Source organism: Bradyrhizobium canariense, from assembly GCF_019402665.1.
In the GTDB taxonomy this organism is placed as follows: Bacteria; Pseudomonadota; Alphaproteobacteria; order Rhizobiales; family Xanthobacteraceae; genus Bradyrhizobium; species Bradyrhizobium canariense.
This window is the reverse complement of sequence record NZ_VSST01000005.1, coordinates 33,187-50,627: the sequence shown is the minus strand read 5'-3', so window position 1 is coordinate 50,627 and position 17,441 is coordinate 33,187. Positions and strand designations below refer to the sequence as shown.

Annotated in this window: 18 protein-coding genes, 1 tRNA gene and 1 pseudogene; 6 read left to right on the top strand and 14 right to left on the bottom strand. The window is 65.2% G+C overall.

Annotated elements, in window-relative coordinates:
- Positions 1-34: 34 nt before the first annotated feature.
- The 3 genes from FXB41_RS02085 to FXB41_RS02075 all read right to left on the bottom strand — a co-directional run bounded on the left by FXB41_RS02085 (position 35) and on the right by FXB41_RS02075 (position 3,089).
- Positions 35-277 (bottom strand): PilZ domain-containing protein, encoded by a 243-nt coding sequence (locus FXB41_RS02085; RefSeq protein ID WP_219679104.1) that lies wholly within the window; start codon positions 275-277, stop codon positions 35-37.
- Positions 278-375: 98 nt separating this feature from the next.
- On the bottom strand, positions 376-2,097 hold the full coding sequence (locus FXB41_RS02080) for an FMN-binding glutamate synthase family protein (protein WP_219679102.1): 1,722 nt from the start codon (positions 2,095-2,097) through the stop codon (positions 376-378).
- Positions 2,098-2,315: 218 nt separating this feature from the next.
- Positions 2,316-3,089 carry a ferredoxin--NADP reductase gene (locus tag FXB41_RS02075; protein WP_007597827.1) on the bottom strand — a complete coding sequence of 258 codons (774 nt, stop codon included), beginning with the start codon at positions 3,087-3,089 and terminating at the stop codon, positions 2,316-2,318.
- A gap of 400 nt (positions 3,090-3,489) precedes the next feature.
- Between FXB41_RS02075 and FXB41_RS02070 the strand changes: the two genes are divergently transcribed.
- Positions 3,490-4,293 (top strand): ATP-grasp domain-containing protein, encoded by an 804-nt coding sequence (locus FXB41_RS02070; RefSeq protein ID WP_219679100.1) that lies wholly within the window; start codon positions 3,490-3,492, stop codon positions 4,291-4,293.
- A 21-nt stretch (positions 4,294-4,314) separates the two neighbouring features.
- Here FXB41_RS02070 and FXB41_RS02065 read toward each other — a convergent pair whose 3' ends face one another.
- The 8 genes and pseudogenes from FXB41_RS02065 to FXB41_RS02030 all read right to left on the bottom strand — a co-directional run bounded on the left by FXB41_RS02065 (position 4,315) and on the right by FXB41_RS02030 (position 12,420).
- Positions 4,315-5,163, bottom strand: a complete 849-nt coding sequence (locus FXB41_RS02065; RefSeq protein WP_219679098.1) for an amidohydrolase family protein — start codon at positions 5,161-5,163, stop codon at positions 4,315-4,317.
- 99 nt (positions 5,164-5,262) lie between these two features.
- Positions 5,263-5,517: pseudogene (locus tag FXB41_RS02060) on the bottom strand (aldo/keto reductase); the annotation flags it as partial.
- A 103-nt stretch (positions 5,518-5,620) separates the two neighbouring features.
- A complete protein-coding gene (locus tag FXB41_RS02055) occupies positions 5,621-6,553 on the bottom strand; it encodes a sugar-binding protein (RefSeq protein ID WP_007597831.1) in 933 nt (310 codons plus the stop codon).
- A gap of 94 nt (positions 6,554-6,647) precedes the next feature.
- The gene (locus FXB41_RS02050) at positions 6,648-7,730 is read right to left on the bottom strand and encodes an ABC transporter permease (protein ID WP_219679096.1); all 1,083 of its coding nucleotides are present in this window, start codon (positions 7,728-7,730) and stop codon (positions 6,648-6,650) included.
- Positions 7,730-8,488, bottom strand: a complete 759-nt coding sequence (locus FXB41_RS02045) for an ATP-binding cassette domain-containing protein (RefSeq protein ID WP_219679093.1) — start codon at positions 8,486-8,488, stop codon at positions 7,730-7,732. The genes FXB41_RS02050 and FXB41_RS02045 overlap by 1 nt, the downstream gene beginning before the upstream one ends.
- Before the next feature lie 12 nt (positions 8,489-8,500).
- Positions 8,501-9,823: a xylose isomerase gene (gene xylA / locus FXB41_RS02040; protein ID WP_219679089.1), complete on the bottom strand. Its 1,323-nt coding sequence runs from the start codon at positions 9,821-9,823 to the stop codon at positions 8,501-8,503.
- A complete protein-coding gene (gene xylB, locus FXB41_RS02035) occupies positions 9,824-11,278 on the bottom strand; it encodes a xylulokinase (RefSeq protein WP_007597835.1) in 1,455 nt (484 codons plus the stop codon).
- An 83-nt stretch (positions 11,279-11,361) separates the two neighbouring features.
- Positions 11,362-12,420, bottom strand: a complete 1,059-nt coding sequence (locus FXB41_RS02030) for a LacI family DNA-binding transcriptional regulator (RefSeq protein ID WP_219679087.1) — start codon at positions 12,418-12,420, stop codon at positions 11,362-11,364.
- A 112-nt stretch (positions 12,421-12,532) separates the two neighbouring features.
- Here FXB41_RS02030 and FXB41_RS02025 point away from each other — a divergent pair, with 112 nt between their 5' ends.
- Positions 12,533-13,060: a DUF1003 domain-containing protein gene (locus FXB41_RS02025; protein WP_007597837.1), complete on the top strand. Its 528-nt coding sequence runs from the start codon at positions 12,533-12,535 to the stop codon at positions 13,058-13,060.
- A gap of 1 nt (position 13,061) precedes the next feature.
- Here the strand turns inward: FXB41_RS02025 and FXB41_RS02020 are convergent, their stop codons facing one another.
- Together FXB41_RS02020 and FXB41_RS02015 are read right to left on the bottom strand one after the other, a co-directional pair.
- The gene (locus tag FXB41_RS02020; RefSeq protein ID WP_007597839.1) at positions 13,062-13,529 is read right to left on the bottom strand and encodes a GNAT family N-acetyltransferase; all 468 of its coding nucleotides are present in this window, start codon (positions 13,527-13,529) and stop codon (positions 13,062-13,064) included.
- Positions 13,530-13,539: 10 nt separating this feature from the next.
- Positions 13,540-14,121 carry a helix-turn-helix domain-containing protein gene (locus tag FXB41_RS02015; protein WP_219679084.1) on the bottom strand — a complete coding sequence of 194 codons (582 nt, stop codon included), beginning with the start codon at positions 14,119-14,121 and terminating at the stop codon, positions 13,540-13,542.
- Positions 14,122-14,290: 169 nt separating this feature from the next.
- Between FXB41_RS02015 and FXB41_RS02010 the strand changes: the two genes are divergently transcribed.
- Positions 14,291-15,283, top strand: a complete 993-nt coding sequence (locus tag FXB41_RS02010; protein WP_219679082.1) for an alpha/beta fold hydrolase — start codon at positions 14,291-14,293, stop codon at positions 15,281-15,283.
- Between the two features lie 4 nt (positions 15,284-15,287).
- Here the strand turns inward: FXB41_RS02010 and FXB41_RS02005 are convergent.
- A tRNA-Gly gene (locus FXB41_RS02005) sits at positions 15,288-15,361 on the bottom strand.
- 171 nt (positions 15,362-15,532) lie between these two features.
- Here FXB41_RS02005 and FXB41_RS02000 point away from each other — a divergent pair.
- Genes FXB41_RS02000 through FXB41_RS01990 form a run of 3 tightly spaced genes read left to right on the top strand, consistent with a single transcriptional unit; the run spans position 15,533 to position 17,376 of the window.
- On the top strand, positions 15,533-16,111 hold the full coding sequence (locus tag FXB41_RS02000; RefSeq protein WP_219679080.1) for a methylated-DNA--[protein]-cysteine S-methyltransferase: 579 nt from the start codon (positions 15,533-15,535) through the stop codon (positions 16,109-16,111).
- Positions 16,112-16,120: 9 nt separating this feature from the next.
- Positions 16,121-16,960, top strand: a complete 840-nt coding sequence (locus FXB41_RS01995) for a helix-turn-helix transcriptional regulator (protein WP_219679077.1) — start codon at positions 16,121-16,123, stop codon at positions 16,958-16,960.
- 56 nt (positions 16,961-17,016) lie between these two features.
- A complete protein-coding gene (locus tag FXB41_RS01990) occupies positions 17,017-17,376 on the top strand; it encodes a VOC family protein (protein WP_219679075.1) in 360 nt (119 codons plus the stop codon).
- Positions 17,377-17,441 lie beyond the last annotated feature (65 nt).

Genomic DNA, 17,441 nt, shown 5'->3' with positions numbered 1-17,441 from the left:
CTTCACGTCGTCCCGGCCTAGTGCGCTGGAGCCCTCACCCGAACCTCACCCCGATCCGCTTTTCCTTGCGCCAGATCACGGTGCAGGCGAGATGTGTTCCGTCGGCCTGGACGAACAGGCTGAAACGGTCGGGGATGCCGACGGGACTGCTGACGTCGAGCGCGGCGCCGGTATCGGACAGGTTGCGGATGGTGCAGTCGATCGCGCCGCCGCCGCCGAACTCGATCGTTCCGGCCTTCAGCACGCGATGCCTTGCCTTGTCGCGCCGCTCATCCATGGCGACAATCTAACCCAAAGTTGAACCAAACGTTAAACGCAGTCCTCGTTGCGATGCTTTTGCGCGCGGGGCCTGCGGCCTTGCAAGTGGACCGGCGCCTACAGCGCCGGCTGGAACGTCTCTGTCCGCGCCATCCGCCAGGCGTCGCGGAAGCGCGGGTCTTCGGTGCCTTCGAGCAGTTCGCCCGGACGCAGCGACGGATAAAGCTGCGCGAACGATTTCACGTCCGTCGTCGAGGTGCGCTGCGAGAAATGGATCGGGCGCAGCTGCTGCGGATGTTCGAGACCGGCCGCGGCGATCAGCTCGGTCAGCGAGTGCAGCGTCGCAAGGTGATAATTGTGCACGCGGTCGATCTTGAGCGGCACATAGAGCGCACGCGCACGCGTCGGGTCCTGCGTCGCGACGCCGGTCGGGCAACGGTCGGTGTGGCAGCTCAGCGACTGGATGCAGCCGAGCGAGAACATGAAGCCGCGCGCCGAATTGCAGTAGTCCGCGCCGATCGACATGGCACGTGCCATGTCGAACGCGGTGGCGATCTTGCCGGAGGCGCCGATCTTGATGCGGTCGCGTGCGTTGATGCCTATCAGAGCGTTGTGGACGAAATTGACGCCCTCCCGCATCGGCATGCCCAAATGGTCCATGAACTCGAGCGGCGCGGCGCCGGTGCCGCCCTCGTTGCCGTCGACCACGATGAAGTCAGGATAGATGCCGGTCTCGATCATTGCCTTGCAGATCGCCAAAAATTCCCAGGGATGGCCGATGCACAGCTTGAAGCCGGTCGGCTTGCCGCCGGCGAGCTTTCGCATCTCGCCGATGAACTGCATCATGCCGAAGGGTGTCGAGAAGGCGCGATGCGAGGCCGGCGAGATACAATCCTCACCCATCGCGACGCCGCGGATCTTGGAAATCTCCTCCGAGACTTTCGCCGCCGGCAGCACGCCGCCATGACCGGGCTTGGCGCCCTGGCTGATCTTGAGCTCGACCATCTTGATCTGGTCCTGGCTCGCGACGCGCGCGAAGGCTTCGGGATCGAAGGCGCCGTCGAGATGGCGGCAGCCGAAATAGCCCGAACCGATCTCCCAGATGATGTCGCCGCCCATCTCCGCGTGATAGGGGCTGAAGCCGCCCTCGCCGGTGTCGTGCGCGAAGCCGCCCTTCTTGGCGCCGGCATTCAGCGCGCGCACGGCGTTCGGGCTGAGCGCGCCAAAACTCATCGCGGAGATGTTGAACACCGAAGCCGAATACGGCTTGGCGCAATCCGGGCCGCCGATGGTGACGCGGAATTTCTCCTCGGCATGCGTCTTCGGCGAGACCGAGTGATGCATCCACTCATAACCCTCGCGGTAGACGTCCTCCTGGGTGCCGAACGGACGCTTGTCGAGCTGCATCTTGGCGCGCTGATAGACCACCGCACGAATGTCGCGCGAGAACGGCATGCCGTCCTTCTCGCTCTCGAAGAAATACTGCCGCATCTCCGGGCGAATTTCTTCGAGCAGGAAGCGGATATGCGCCGAGATCGGGTAGTTGCGCAGGACGGCGTGGCCCTTCTGCATGAGGTCGCGGACGCCCAGCAGCGTCAACGCGCCGAAGATCAGAATCGGGATCAGCAGGATGTCGAAGATCTTGCGGTCGGCGATGCCGATGCCGATTAGCAGCGCGGTGACCACCGCGCAGATCGTCAGGACGATGAAGCGCGGGGAGAATGGCAGCAGCAGGGTTTCCATGATCCCCTCTTCCACCAGCGGCAGCCGTTTGGCGGATACGTTGGCCGATAAGTGAGGCGATTCCTGCGTCTTATTCTCGTCGGCCACGATTCCCATCCTCTCGCCAGCATGAGGCGGTACGATACGCCCGCGCCTGTCATACGGATATGACGCGGCGGTTGTTTCAGGCTAGCGAATTCGGCGGGGACAAATCAATCAGCCCGATGGGCGGGCTGCTGCGGTGCAGCAGAGCCCGGAATGGATGGCCATTAACCGGTCAAGGTGCTTTACCCAGGCAAGCGTCCTGGCTTTCGCCAGGACGACGCCGAGAGGGCCTACCGCTCGACGAAGGCCTTTTCGATCACGAAATGGCCGGGCTTGTTGCCGGAGCCCTCGACGAAGTCGCGGCCCTCGAACATCAGTTTCAGCTCTTCGAGCATCGCCGGGCTGCCGCACATCATGATGCGGTCGGTCGCAATGTCGAGCGGACCCTGGCCGATGTCGTTGAAGATCTGCTCGGAGCTGATGAGATCGGTGATGCGGCCGCGGTTCTTGAACGGCTCGCGGGTCACGGTCGGGTAGTAGATGAGCTTGTCCGCAAGCAACTCCCCGAACAGTTCGTCCTCGCGAAGACCGGCGACGAGCTTCTCGCCATAGGCGAGCTCGGAGACCTGACGGCAGCCATGCACCAGCACGATGCTGTCGAACTGGTCGTAAACCTCGGGGTCCTTGATCAGGCTGGCGAAGGGCGCCAAGCCCGTGCCGGTCGAGAGCAGCATCAGCCGCTTGCCGGGGATGAGGTTGTCGGTGATCAGCGTGCCGGTCGCCTTGCGGCCGACCAGGATGGTGTCGCCTTCCTTGATCTTCTGGAGACGCGACGTCAGCGGGCCGTCCTGAACCTTGATCGAGAAGAACTCGAGCTCTTCCTCGTGGTTGGCGCTCGCCATGCTGTAGGCGCGGAGCAGCGGGCGGCCCTCAACCTCGAGGCCGATCATCGCGAACTGGCCGTTCTGGAAGCGGAAGCCGGAATCGCGGGTTGCGCGAAAGCTGAACAGGGTGTCGGTCCAGTGCTGGACGGAAAGAACCTTCTCTCGGTAAAACGCGCTCATGATTTTCGATATTCCGAATAATTGCGGTTTTAGGGCAAAAGCGTTGCCCGGCCCCTGAAAGCGGAGCGGACACCATTGCCATGGCGGAGGATTTCGCGAGTGTGATCTACGCCATTGAGACCAATAATCAACCTCGTTCCGGATGCAATTGATGCCGGTCAAACCGGCATTTGCGGCGGAAATGGTCACACCATTAATGGATCTGCTGTCCGGCGCATGCGGAGGGCAATTTCTTTTCCCTCCGGGGCTCGAATACAGCACTTAATTTCCGTAGTGCTCGCGAGAATTTCATTAAGAATAGCTCTGATTTCACCCCCGTTTGGCGCCGTTTCCCGGATTTTTGCGGCTTTTGGCGCCAAGATCGACTGGAACTGACGACTGGGACTGGCGACTGAGACACATGGCGAGTGGCGAGCGGACCTTCGTGCAGGCGATCAAGCGCTATTGCGCAACCCATGGCATCGCGCTCGAAGTCCGCGCCGATGGCTGGCTGCTCGCGATGCGCCGGGGCGAGCAGCGCCGCTTCGCGTTCGGCTACGACATCGGCCTCAACAGCGCCATCGCGCACCGCCTGGCCAACGACAAATCGGCCGCCGCCGAGGTGCTGGCGCTCGAGGGCGTGCCCTGCATTCCCCATCGCCTTTTCCTCAATCCGAAGTTGGGCGGGAAGGTTGTCGGCGTCGCCTGGCGAGAGACCATGCTGGCGTTGCTTCACGACAATCCGCAAGGCGTGGTGGTGAAGCCGAACGACGGGACGTCGGGACGATCCGTCTTCAGGGTAACGACGGAAACAGAGCTCGATCATGCGGTTGGCGAAGCCTTTTCGATGAGCGCCGGACTCGTGATCTCACCCTATGTCGTGATCGAGGATGAAGTTCGCGTGGTACTGCTCGACGATGTGCCACTCGTCGTCTACAGCAAGCAGCTTGGCCCGGATTGGCGGCACAATCTCGATGCGGGTGCAACGCCCGTGCTGATGCGGGACGACGATCTACGCGCAGCCTGCGCAAAGCTCGCCATCGATGCCGCCAATGCCATCGGCATCACCTTCGCATCGATCGACCTCGTGCACGTCGACGGCGTCTGGCGTGTGCTCGAGATCAACTCAGGCGTGATGATGGAGACGCTGGCGAAGCTGCATCCGGAGCTGGTGCAGACGACGTACGATGCGGCGCTGGATCGGGTGTTTGGGGACGAACACTGAGCGACACGCGCGCTGGCGACTTCAACTCACCGGCAGCCGATACGCAGCCTTGGCATTCACGCCGAACGCCTTCTCCCTCACCTGCGGCCCGAGCTTCGTCAGGCAGGCCTCCAGCGCGCCCTTGATCTCGCCATAGCTTCCCGCGAGCAAACATACCGGCCAGTCCGAGCCGAAGATCAGGCGATTCTCGCCAAAGCAGGTCGCGGCGTGCGCGACGAATGGAAACAGCCGCTCCGCATTCCAGTCGCTCCACACCGCTTCCGTCGCCAGCCCCGAGACCTTGCACCAGACATTGCCGCAGGCCGCGAGTGCCGCGATGCCATTGGACCATTCAGTGCTTCCGCCATCGGCGATCGGCGGCTTGGCTGCGTGGTCGAGCACGAAGCGCGCCTGCGGGAACGCTTGTGCGGTTGCGATCGCGGCCGGCAGCTCGCGGGTGCGGACCAGGAAATCGTAGGCGAGATCGTGCGCGAACACGGCCGTGAGGCCGCGCTGGACGTCCTCGCGCAACAGCCAATCCGGGTCGGCCTCGTCATGGACCTGGTGGCGGATGCCGACCAGCTTGTCGCCGCCGGGCGAAGCACGCAACTGCTCCAGCGTCTCGCCAAGTTCAGCGTCGGTCAGATCGGCCCAGCCGACGATGCCAATCACTGAGGGCGTCGCATGCGCGATTCGCAAAAATTCCTCGGTCTCCGCCAGTGCGGAGCGGCACTGCACCAGGATGCTCGCGTCGATGCCGTTGGCTTTCAAGAGCGGCGCGAGATCGGCCGGACCGAAGGCACGCCGGATCGGCGTGAGCTCGGGCGCGTCCATCCAGGGATAGTCGGCGCGCGCGGGATCCCAGAAATGCTGGTGAGCGTCGACGATCATGCCTTACGCTCCGCCCGGCAATGGCGCGCGGGCATCGACGAGTTTTCGCCCACGCAGCTCCCAGCTCATCTGCGTGCCGTGCTTGCGGCAGAGCTCGTCGAGCAGGCGATCGACCTTGGTCGAGATGGCGAAGGAGTCACGGGGTTGTTGCCGCAGGAATGCGCCAAGGCGTCGCTCCGCGAGGCCAAAGCCGTAGAGCGGCGCGGTGTCGAAGAAGCGGATTCCGAGCGACCAGGCGCGGGCGATGGTCGCTTCCGCATCGGCATCGCTGACGGGGGTGAACAATCCGCCGAGCGGGGCGGAACCGAGGCCGAGTGAGGTGACATCGAGAGAGCCGAGCCGCGACCTTTTCATTCCCATTGCCTCAACAGTCTTCCCCGACAACCAAAATCATCTCTCCCGCTTGCGACAAGCGCAAGCGGGAGAGGCACGCAGGAGCGCGGGGCTGGCGACGCTCCTACTTCAACATCTGGGCAACGTTGTCCTTGGTGACGAGATCGAGGCCGGTATAGACGATCTCCGGCACCTTCTCGCCCTTCTTGATCGCGAGCAGCGTGTCCATCGCCTTCTCGCCCATCTCGAACGGACGCTGGCCGACCAGCGCATTGGCATAGCCATCGCGCAACAGCTCGAGCTGCATCTTCAGCGTATCGGCGACGACAAGCGTGAACTTGCCGGAATCGATATCCTTCTTGTACCTGGACGCGAAGGCCTTGAAGCCTTCCGGGGCGAACATCGGCCAGCCGCCAATGGGAACGATCGCGGCGAGGTCGGGCGTCGCGGTGCGCATGTCAGTCATCTGCTGAACCGCCAGCGCGGGATCGTCGTTGCAGAACGTCGGCGAGCCCGCGACCTCGGTCCATTTCGAGCCCTTCAACGCCTCGCGGACGCCGTCGACGCGTTCGGCGAGGTTCTTGGCGCCGGGACCACCCGAGACCATGGCGTATTTGCCGCCGTCGGGCCGCAGCTTCAGGAGCTGCTTGCCGAGGGCGACGCCGAACTCCTTGTTGTTGGTGCCGATATAGGCGATGCGCTTGGCGCCGGGCGCATCGGCGTCGAAGGTGATGACGGGGATGCCGGCCGCCGTCGCCGCGTCGATCGACTTGGTCATCGCCGCGACGTCGGCAACCGAAATGGCGAGGCCGTCGACCTTCTGGGTGACGAAGTCCTGGATGATCTGGGCCTGCGTCGCCGGCTCGTGTTCGACCGGCCCCTTGTAGATGCACTCGATATTGCCGAGCTCCTTGGCACGCTTCAGGCACCCGTCGCGCGCGAAGTCGAAGAACGGATTGTTCATCGCCTTGGGCACGATCACGAACCGGTAGTTTGCGGCAAACGCCGGCGTAGCCATCATCGCGACCGCAATGCCGGCAAGAATAAATTTCCTCATCGTCTCCTCCACCCTTCTTTGACGCCTGTCCTCTTGAGATCGTCCGGGAAGCGGACAGGCGGCATTTTCGTTGCCGTCCCGGAACGACGTCGTTTCAGATCATCCGCGAACGGATGCGGTCGACCAATACGGCCAGGATGATGATCACGCCCACCAGCGTCTGCTGCCAGTAGGAGCTGACCTGGGCGAGCACGAGGCCGTTGCGGATCACTTCGAGCAGCACGCAGCCGACGATGGCGCCGAGTGGACCACCGATGCCGCCAGCGAGATTGGCACCGCCGATGACGGCCGCAGCGATCACATTGAGCTCGTAGGACGTCGCCATGTTGGCCGGCGCCGATCCGAGCCAGCCGGAGATGATGATGCCCTGGAGGCCTGCGGCGAGCGCGCAGATCACATAAACCTCGATCTTCACCCGCACGACCGGGATGCCGGTGAGTTCGGCCGCCTTCTCGTTGCCGCCGAGCGCGAACACGTGACGGCCGAACGCGCTGTGGTGCAGCACCACGGCCATCGCCAGCGCGAGGACGATCAGATAAATGAATGGCACCGGCACGCCGAGCACGTCGCCCGAGGTGAGCGCGTAGAAATAATCGGCATCCGGCCCACCTGGAAAGCTGCCGCGTCCGTTGGAGACGACATAGCCGAGCCCGCGCACGATCGAGAGCATGCCGAGCGTGGTGACGAACGGCGACAGGCCGAGCACCGCGATACAGAAGCCGTTGACGAGGCCGGCGAGCAGCGCGACGCCGAGGCCGGCGAGAAGCGAAACCACCAGGATCAGGCCGGGGACATTGGCGAGCACGGTCTTGCCGTCGGCCGCCATGTGCACGAACAGGGAGCCTGCCGGCGAGCCGGGCGCCGACAGCTCGGTCATCACCATCGAGGTGACCATGGCGGAGAAGCACATCATCGAGCCCACCGACAGATCGATGCCGCCGGTGATGATTACGAAGGTGACGCCGAGCGTCGCAATGGCGATGAAGGAGAAATTCTTCGCCACGTTCTGCATGTTGCCTTCGGTGAAGAAGTACGGGCTGGCGAAATGCATGACCACCAGCAGCACTGCCAGCGCGAGCAGGACATAGCCGGTCTGGGACGCGAAGATGCCGCGCTGCCACCATCTGATCTTGCCGATGTTCGAAAAGGTGATCGGGGATTCCAAGGGCATGGCCATCACGCCGCCTCCTTCGCGCCAGTGATCAGGGCGGTGACCTCCTCGGGAGAGGTCTGGTGGATGGGCTTGTCGGCCCGCTTTTCGCCGCGGCGCATGACGATGACGCGATCGCACACCGCGAACACGTCGGGCATGCGATGCGAGATCAGCATCACGGCAACGCCCTGCTCCTTCAGCCGGTGGATCAGGCCGAGCACCTGCTCGACCTGGCGGACCGAGATCGCGGCCGTGGGCTCGTCCATCATGACCAGCTTCGCGTTGGAGAGCCGCGTCCGCGCGATCGCAACCGCCTGGCGCTGGCCGCCCGACATCTGCTTGACGAGATCGTCGGGACGCGTTTCCGAACGCAGCTCGCCGAACAGCTCCAGCGCACGCGCCGCCATCGCCTTGTGATCGAGCAACGCGAACGGCCCGATCCTGCGCTTCAGCTCGCGGCCGAGAAAGACGTTGGCCGCTGCGGTGAGATTGTCGGCGAGCGCAAGGTCCTGATAGACCACCTCGATGCCGACGCCGCGGGCATCGATGGGCCGGTTGAAATGAACCGCGCTGCCGGCGAAGCGGATTTCGCCGTGGCTGGGGCGGAAATTGCCGGCGATGATCTTGACCAGTGTCGACTTGCCCGCGCCGTTGTCGCCCATCAGGCCGACGACCTCGCCGGGGAGGACCTGCATGTCGACATCATGCAGCGCGCGGATCGCGCCGAACTCCTTGCCGATCCCAGTCAGTTGCAGGACCGGTGTTGCTTGCGCAGTTGCCATCAGCGACCTTCCTCAGACATAGCGATTGACGAGCGATTCCAGATATTCCTGCCGACCCGAGCGCGGCTGCGGGTCAAAGCCCGGGCCGTGCGCGCGGTCGGCAAGTTCTGCGAGCGAGCGCTGGCCGCCGAGAATGGCGCGGCCCTCAGGCCCGGCCCATCCCTCATAGCGTTTCGCGAGCGGCGCAGTGAGCACGCCCGCATCGAGCATGTCCGCGGCGGCGAGCAATGCCCGCGCGCAGGCGTCCATCGAGCCGACATGGGCATGGATCAGATCGTCGGGATCGATCGACTGGCGCCGGATCTTGGCGTCGAAATTCAGCCCGCCCGAGCTGAAGCCGCCGCGGCTCAGGAGCTCGTGGAACACCAGGGCAAGCTCGGGAACGTTCATCGCGAACTGGTCAGTGTCCCAGCCGAGCAGATCGTCGCCGCGGTTGATGTCGAGCGAGCCGAACACGCCCAGCGCCTCCGCGAGCGCGACCTCGTGATGGAACGAGTGCCCGGCGAGGATGGCGTGGTTCTGCTCGATGTTGAGCTTGACGTCCTTCAGCAGGTCGTAACGTGCGAGGAAGCCGTAGCAGGTGGCGACGTCGAAATCATATTGATGCTTGGTCGGCTCCTTCGGCTTCGGCTCGATCAGGATTGGTCCCTTGAAGCCGATCTTGTGCTTGTGCTCGACGACCAGCGAGACGAAGCGGCCGAGCTGGTCGAGCTCGCGCTTGAGATCGGTGTTGAGCAGCGTCTCGTAACCCTCGCGCCCGCCCCACAGCACGTAGTTCTGACCGCCGAGACGGTGCGTCACCTCCAGCGCGGCGCGGACCTGGCCGGCGGCATAGGTGAAGATCTCGGGGTCGGGATTGGTGGCCGCGCCCGCCATGTAGCGGCGATGCGTGAACAAATTGGCGGTGCCCCAGAGCAGGCGCACTTTGCTCGAGGCCATCTTCGCTTCGAACAGATCGGCGATGGCATTGAGGTTGGCGACGGATTCGCCAAGCGAGTTGCCTTCCGGCGCCGCATCGACGTCGTGGAAGGTGAAGAAGGGCACGTCGAGCAGGCGAAACAGCTCGAAGGCGACCTCAGCCTTGGCGCGCGCCTGCGCCATCGCATCGGCGCCGTGATGCCAGGGTCGCAGGAACGTCTCGCCGCCAAAGGGATCGCCGCCGGGCCAGCACAACGAATGCCAATAGCAGACCGCAAAGCGCAGATGGTCCTCCATCCTGCGGCCATGGACGAGGCGGTCCTTATCGTACCAGCGGAAAGCAGGCGCGTTTCTCGCATCCCCGCCGGCGAAGGCGACAGGTACGCTTGTATCGAAGAATTTCGCTGACGCAGTCACTTAGGCACACTCCTTCAAGGCGGGATAAAGTTCGCGCCAGCGGCGATAGGCCTCGTCATAGGCCGCGCTGACCGATGGGCGAGGCGTAAAGCTCGCGAGCCGGCGCGGACGGGTGCAAACCGCAGCCGCGTCTTCGCCGGTGGCGGCGAGCCGTCCGAGCCTGGCGGCGCCGAGCGCCGCCCCGACCTCGCCCTCCTCGACGCGGTGGACGGGAATGCCGAGCACATCTGCGCAGATCTGCGCCCACAGCGGCGAGCGCGAGCCGCCGCCGACGAGATCGACCTCGGCAAGCGGTCCGCCGGCCGCGCTCAGCGCCGCCAGATTGTCGCGCGCGGCGAAGGCGACGCCTTCGAGCACGGCCTGAACGATCTGGGAGCGCCCGGTCGCACCGCGCAGGCCGACAAAGGCACCGCTGGCGGCGGCATCGTTGTGCGGCGTGCGCTCGCCGTCGAGATAGGGCAGGAATTTGACCGGACTCGGTCCATCGACGCGCTCGCCGAGCGGCGCCAGCAGCGCTGCGGCCGGAACCTCCATCACGCCGGCGAGCCAGGCCAGCGAAGCCGCGGCCGACAGCATCACGCCCATCTGATGCCAGCGGCCGGGCAGCGCGTGACAGAACGCATGGACCGCCGAGGCCGGCGCCGGCGCGAACCGATCAGTGACGCGGAACACCACGCCGGATGTGCCAAGCGACAGGAAGGCATCGCCCGGCGCGATGGCGCCGAGCCCGATCGCGCTCGCGGCATTGTCGCCGGCGCCGCCGGCGACCACGACATTCTTTGCCATGCCCCAGCGTTGGGCGTAATCCGGCGCGAGCGTCGCGCTGACCTCGCTGCCCTCGACCAGGCGCGGCATGTGGTGGAGATCGAGCCCGGTGGCATGCAGCAGCAGCGCCGACCAGCGGCGCAGACCGACGTCGAGCCACAGCGTGCCGGCTGCGTCCGACATGTCCTCGATCATCTCGCCGGTCAGTCGATAGCGCACATAGGCCTTCGGCAGCAGCACCTTTGCGACGCGCGCGAAGATTTTTGGCTCATGCCTGGCGACCCAGAGCAGCTTCGGCGCGGTGAAGCCGGGCATGGCCAGATTACCGGCGATGGTGTGCAACGAGGGGCAGCGCCGCTCCAGCGCGACGCATTCGGCGTGCGAGCGGCCGTCGTTCCAGAGGATCGCGGGACGCAGCGGCCGTCCGTCCTCGTCCAGCAGCGTCGCGCCATGCATCTGGCCGGATAGCCCGATGCCGCGCATCCGCGCGACCTCGCGCGGATGGCGGGCGGCAAGATCGTCGACCGCGCCGACCGCCGCATCGACCCAGCCATCGGGATCCTGCTCGGACCACAGCGGCGCGGGATGCGACAGCGCGAGCTCTCGCGCCGCCGTCGCGACAACCGCGCCGGCTTCGCTGACGAGCACCGCTTTCACACCTGATGTGCCGATGTCGATTCCGAGAAACACGCCGTCCTCCCTTTCGCCTGTTGCGGTGCGCGAACTCAAGGTCGCCTTATCCGCAACGGGGTCGTTTTGAATTCCACCTGCCGTTAAGGCAGATTGTCTCGCATCACGATGTCGATCCTGATCTTCTCCTGTTCGCGCAAGATCGGCTCGCCACGGGCGAGCGCGAGCAGCACGCGCACGGCGGCGCGCGCTTCGTGTCCGGGGTTCTGCGAGATCGCGGCATGCATCACGCCCTGCAGCAGCAGCCGGCGCGTCAGCGCGGTGAGGTCGTGTCCGACGAACACCACCTGCCTGTCGCGGCCGGCATCGCTCAAGGCCTTCTCATTCAACGCGTTGGCGACGCCTTGCGTGCCGGCGCCGACATTATAAAGACCCACAATATCGGTATGCCTGCCCAGCAGCCGCGCCAACAATTGTTCCGAACGCGCGTCCTCGTCGCGTCCTTCGAGCACCGGCAGCACGCTGAGGCCGGGGAATTCCGACGCCATCACCTGGTTGAAGCCAAAAATGCGCTCGGCATGGTCGCGAAGGCCCTGCGAGCCCGCGACGATCGCAACCTTGCCGGACTTTTGTCCGACCAGCCGCCCGACCAGCGCGCCGGCGGTGCGCCCCGCGGCAATGTTGTCGATACCGACATAATGGTGCCGGCGCGACGACGGCACGTCCGAGACCAGCGTCACGACCTTGGCGCCGGCATCGACGAGATCGTCGATGGCGGCGCGGACGCCGGGATGGTCCAACGCGACCACGGCGATGCCGTCGTAATCATCCGAGAGCCCTTCAAGGGAAGCGGCGAGCACGGACGGATCGAACACGTCGGTCGCGACCGTCTCGACGCCGAGGCGGCGGGACGACAGCCAGCCCGACATCTCGCCGAGATAGTCCTGGATCTGCTGCATGAACGGGTTCGGCCCCGACGGCATCACGAAGGCGAAACGGCGGGCGCGGCCGCGGGCGAGCTCGGCGGCGGCCACGTGCGGCTGGAACGAATTGCGCTCGATCGCCTCCTTGACGCGCCGGACCGTATCCGGCCGCACGCCCGGACGATTGTGCAGGACGCGGTCCACCGTCGCGAGGCTGACGCCGGCCTGGCGGGCGATGTCCTTCAGCGTCAGCGCAGTCGTGGTGAGCGTCTCGGCCATGGCTGAAGGCTAGCAGAGGTGTTTTGAGGTACGCAACTCATTTTGAGGGGCGGCGAGCATTTTCCCTCGGCTGAGCCCAGGAACAGCTTTTCCCGTCCGCCGTTGCTGCCCCGTGCATAACGATATCACCCATGATCCCGGTGAGGGATTGAGCCCGACGCTCGAGCGCAACATCCAGGCCCTGGTCGAGCGCCGCCGCCGCGAGCAGCGCGGTGCCAGGGGTCAGGAAAAACTTGCCGATGCGATCACGGCGTTCACCGGCAGCATGGCGTTCGTCTATCTCCATGTCGCGGTGTTCGGCTTCTGGATCATCGCCAATCTGCACTGGCTGCCGGGAATCCCGGCCTGGGACGAGAGCTTCGTGGTGCTGGCGATGATTGCTTCGGTCGAGGCGATCTTCCTGTCGACATTCGTGCTGATCTCGCAGAACCGCATGAGCGCAGCAGCGGACAAGCGCGCCGATCTCGATCTCCAGATCAGCCTTCTCGCCGAGCACGAATTGACCAAGGTTGCCCGCCTGCTCACGCAGATCGCCGAGCGGCTCGACGTCCAGCCCGATTCGAAGCGCGATCTGGAGGAGGCAAGCCGGGACATCGCCCCCGAGCGCGTGCTCGACAGGATCGAGGAGACGCGCTCCTGAGCTATCGGCTCGCCGACAGATCCAGAGTCAGGAACAGGCTGTTGGGATCCTCGACATAGCCCTGGAACGGGCCGCAGAGGACAAAGCCATGCGCCTGGTAGAGCGCGTGCGCCGGCTTGAAATAGTCCCAGGAGCCGGTTTCGAGGCTGAGCCGCGCCATGCCGCGCGCGCGGGCTTCCGTGATGATGTGGCGGAGCATCTCACCGCCAAAGCCGCGCCGCCGCGTGGTCTGGAGCGTGTGCATCGACTTCACCTCACCATGCGCTCCCGACAGCGACTTCAGCGCACCGGTGGCGACCAGCGTGTCGCCGTCCCAGCCGGTCCAGAACGCGACTTCCGGGGCACGAAGCCCGGCGAGATCAAGCGCATGCGCACTGCCCGGCGCGGTCTGTGCTCGCGCCGCCGCAACGTGATGGTCGAGCAGCGCGATGACGCGCGGATCAAAGGTGTCGCCGGTGCGGATCTGCATCGTCAGGGCCTCACATCTTGCCGTAGGACGCGCCGCGGCGCGTGATGATGACGTAGCGCGCGTCCTGTCTGGTCTCGTTCTCGAAGATCACCGCGCGCATCACGTCGAAGTCGAGACAGTCGCCTTCGCGCAGGCGAACCGCCTTGGCGTCGATGTGCACGGCGATCGCGCCCTCCAGCATCAGCAGCTGCTGGGTGAAGGCGTTGCGCCCCCAGGGGCTGTACGGCACCCGCGCGCCGGCCGGCAAATCGACGACGATAACCTCGATGCCGCTCGCCGCGTCCGTCGGCGAGGCGTGACGGCGGCGATAGCCGCTGTCGGGATCGCGCCAGTGCGGTTGGTCGGCGAGCCGCACCAGCCGCTCCGGCGGCTTCTCGGCCAGCGCCACCACGTCGCTCAAGGACACATCGAGCGCCGCGCAGAGCTTGTTGAGCAGCGACGCCGTCGCACTGCTCTGCGCCCGCTCCACCCGCCCGATCATGGCCCGGCTGACGCCGGAGCGCGTGGCAAGCTCATTCAGCGTCATTCCGGCCTGCGTCCGCACCGTCTTCAATCGGCGACCGATCGCGCGGTCGAGCTTTTGCTGGTCCATGATCTCTGATCCAAACGTTGCCCGTCGCAGGGACCGCATCCGCCGGACGAGAAGATTAGGCCGGAGCAGCGGCGTATGCCGGGATCGAGGGGCTAATATATTGGAATCTTTGCGCGCCGGGCAGCAACGTCTAGGATGGGCGCAATCACGATGCAGCGGGAGGTGTGGCATGAACGGACCGACGCAACGGATCATCAAGGCCAACGGCATCAGCCTCAACGTCGCCGAACAGGGCGAAGGGCCGCTGGTGCTACTCTGCCACGGCTTTCCGGAAGGTTGGTATTCCTGGCGTCACCAACTCGCGGCGCTGGCCGCGGCCGGCTACCACGCTGTCGCGCCCGACATGCGCGGCTACGGCAAGAGCGACAAGCCCGAGGCGATCGACCAGTATACGATCCTCCACATGGTCGGCGACCTCGTCGGCGTGCTCGACGCTTTCGAGGCGAAGGACGCCGTCATCGTCGGGCACGACTGGGGCGCGACGATCGCCTGGCACACGGCGCGCCTGCGGCCCGATCGCTTCCGCGCCGCCGCCATTCTCAGCGTGCCCTATCGACCGCGCGGTCCGGTGCCGCCGACGAGTGTAATGCCACAGACGTCGGACGCGCAGTTCTATCAACTGTATTTCCAGGAGCCGGGTGTCGCCGAAGCGGAATTCGAAAGGGATCCGCGCGCAACGCTCGGCGCCATGCTCTATGGCGGTTCCGGCGAAGGCGCGGCGGTGATCCGCGCCAATGCCGAGCGTCAAGGGCGGACCGCCGGTGTCGGCATGGTCTCTCGCAAGGACGGCTTGCTACCGAAAATGCAGGTGCCGCTGCCGCCGTGGCTGAGTAGCGCGGACCTCGACTATTACGGTGCCGAATTTGCCCACAGTGGGTTTCGCGGACCGCTCAACTACTATCGCAACATCGATCGCAACTGGGAGCTGATGGGCGCCTTCGAGGGCGTCAAGGTGGTCGTGCCCGCGCTCTTCATCGCCGGCGACCACGATATGGTCGTTTCCTTCCCCGGCGCCGGAGAGCAGATCGCCAACATGAAGCAGTCTGTGCCGCAACTGCGCGAGATCAAGATGTTGCCGGGCTGCGGACACTGGACGCAGCAGGAACGGCCGGCGGAGGTGAATGCGGCGATCGTGGAATTTCTGCGGAGCCTGCCGAACTAAAGGATGGAGCGGGCGAAGGGAATCGAACCCTCGTATGCAGCTTGGGAAGCTGCCGTTCTACCATTGAACTACGCCCGCGGATGCGCAGCCTGCGCCCGCTCTGATTAGCCGAGACGGCGCATCTCGCCAAGCGCTTTGGCGCAGGCCGCCTGACCCTTCTTAAGTTTCCGGTAAGATTTTGGGTGCGCCGGATTGTGGCGGTGTTATGATCGCCTGTCTGGGGAGACGTGCACTGAGTGGGGCGTGTGCATGGTGGGGTGTGGCTACGCGATATTCGACACGACCATAGGGCGCTGCGGCATCATCTGGAGCAGCACCGGGGTCGTCGCCGTGCAATTGCCGGAGGCGCGGGAGATCGACACCCGCCGCCGGATTTTCCAGGTCCATCCCGAGGCGCGCGAGCAGCGGCCTTCCGCGAACGCCGCGTTTGCGATCGAGGGCATCGTGGGCTTGCTGCAAGGCAGCGATGCCGATTTTTCCGAGGTCAGCCTGGATGCGAGCGGGGTGCCCGGCTTCAACCGGCGGGTCTATGAAGCCGCCTGCGCCATCCCGCGCGGGGAGACGCGCACCTATCACGAGATCGCCAAGGCGCTGGGCGCCTCCGGCGCCGCGCATTCTGTGGCCCAGGCGATCGCGAAAAATCCCTACATGCTGATCGTGCCCTGCCACCGGGTGCTGGAGGCCGGCAATTACACCGACCGGCTCTCGCCCTATGGCGGGGTGATCTCCAAGCGGCGGCTGCTGTCGCTGGAGGGCGCCCATCCGATCGCCAGCAAGACGCTGTTCGACGTGCTGCTGCCCGTTGCCTCGCCGAGGCCCTCCACCTAGATAGGCGGGATGGATGCAACCACGCTGCTGACGACCCCCTCGATGACCGTCTCCGAGTTTCGCTGCGACGCGGGACCGGACGACAGCCCGTTTGCGGAGTGTCGCACCGGCCATTCCATTGCCTATGTCCGCGCCGGAAGCTTTGGCTGTCATTGCCGCGCCGGCTTCTTCGATCTGGTCGCGGGCTCGATGCTGGTCGGTGCGCCGGGCGAGGAATACACCTGCACGCATGAGCATGTCGCCGGCGACGTCTGCCTGTCCTTTTTCCTCGGCGAGGATCTGGTCGACGCGCTCGGCGGCCGGCGAGACGTCTGGCAGGTCGGCGCAACGCCGCCGCTGCCCGAGCTGATGGTGCTGGGCGAGCTCGCCCAGACGGCGGCAGATGGCAACAGCGACCTCGGTCTCGACGAGGTCGGCCAGATCCTCGCCGGCCGTTTCGTCGATGTCGTCTCGGGCAAGGCGCGCAAGCCGACGACGCCGACCGCGCGCGACCGCCGCCGCGCCGTGGAAGCCGCGCTGTGGATCGACGCCAACTCGCACGCCGAGGTCGACCTCGAACAGGCCGCGCGGCAGGCAGGCCTCAGCCCCTTCCACTTCCTGCGGCTGTTCTCGGCCGTACTCGGCGTCACCCCGCATCAATATTTGGTGCGCTCGCGGCTGCGGCATGCGGCGCGGCTGCTGACCGACGACGACATCGCAGTCACTGACATCGCCTATGACGTCGGCTTCGGCGATCTCTCCAACTTCGTCCGCACCTTCCACCGCGCCGCCGGCGTCTCGCCGACCAAGTTCCGTCAGGCCTCGAAGGGAGAGCGCAAGATTCTCCAAGAGCAGCTCGCCCTCAACTGACTAGGTTCGTCTCCGGCGCGCGCCGATTGCGGCGCGCTTTGGAAATGGAGACGACCATGTACGACCATATCGGATTGCGCGTTGCCGACCTCGACGCCGCAACGCGCTTCTACACCGCAGTGCTGGCGCCGCTCGGTTATGTCCTGTGCTCAAGCGGCGACGGTTATGCCGGCTTCGGACCGCAGGGCGCGCCGGCGCTGTGGCTGCACCTGAACAAGGGGCGGAAAGCCGATGGCGCGCATATCGCGTTTCGCGCTGGGGATCATGATTCGGTCAAGGCATTCCATAGCGAGGGCCTGAAGAGCGGCGGTCGCGACAATGGCGGCGCCGGCCCGCGCAAGGATTACAGCCCGACTTACTACGCGGCGTTTTTGATCGATCCCGATGGCAACAATGTCGAGGCGGTTTGTGTGTGAACCACAGGCTCCGTCATTGCGAGGAGCCCTTGCGACGAAGCAATCCAGACTGCCTCCGCGGAATC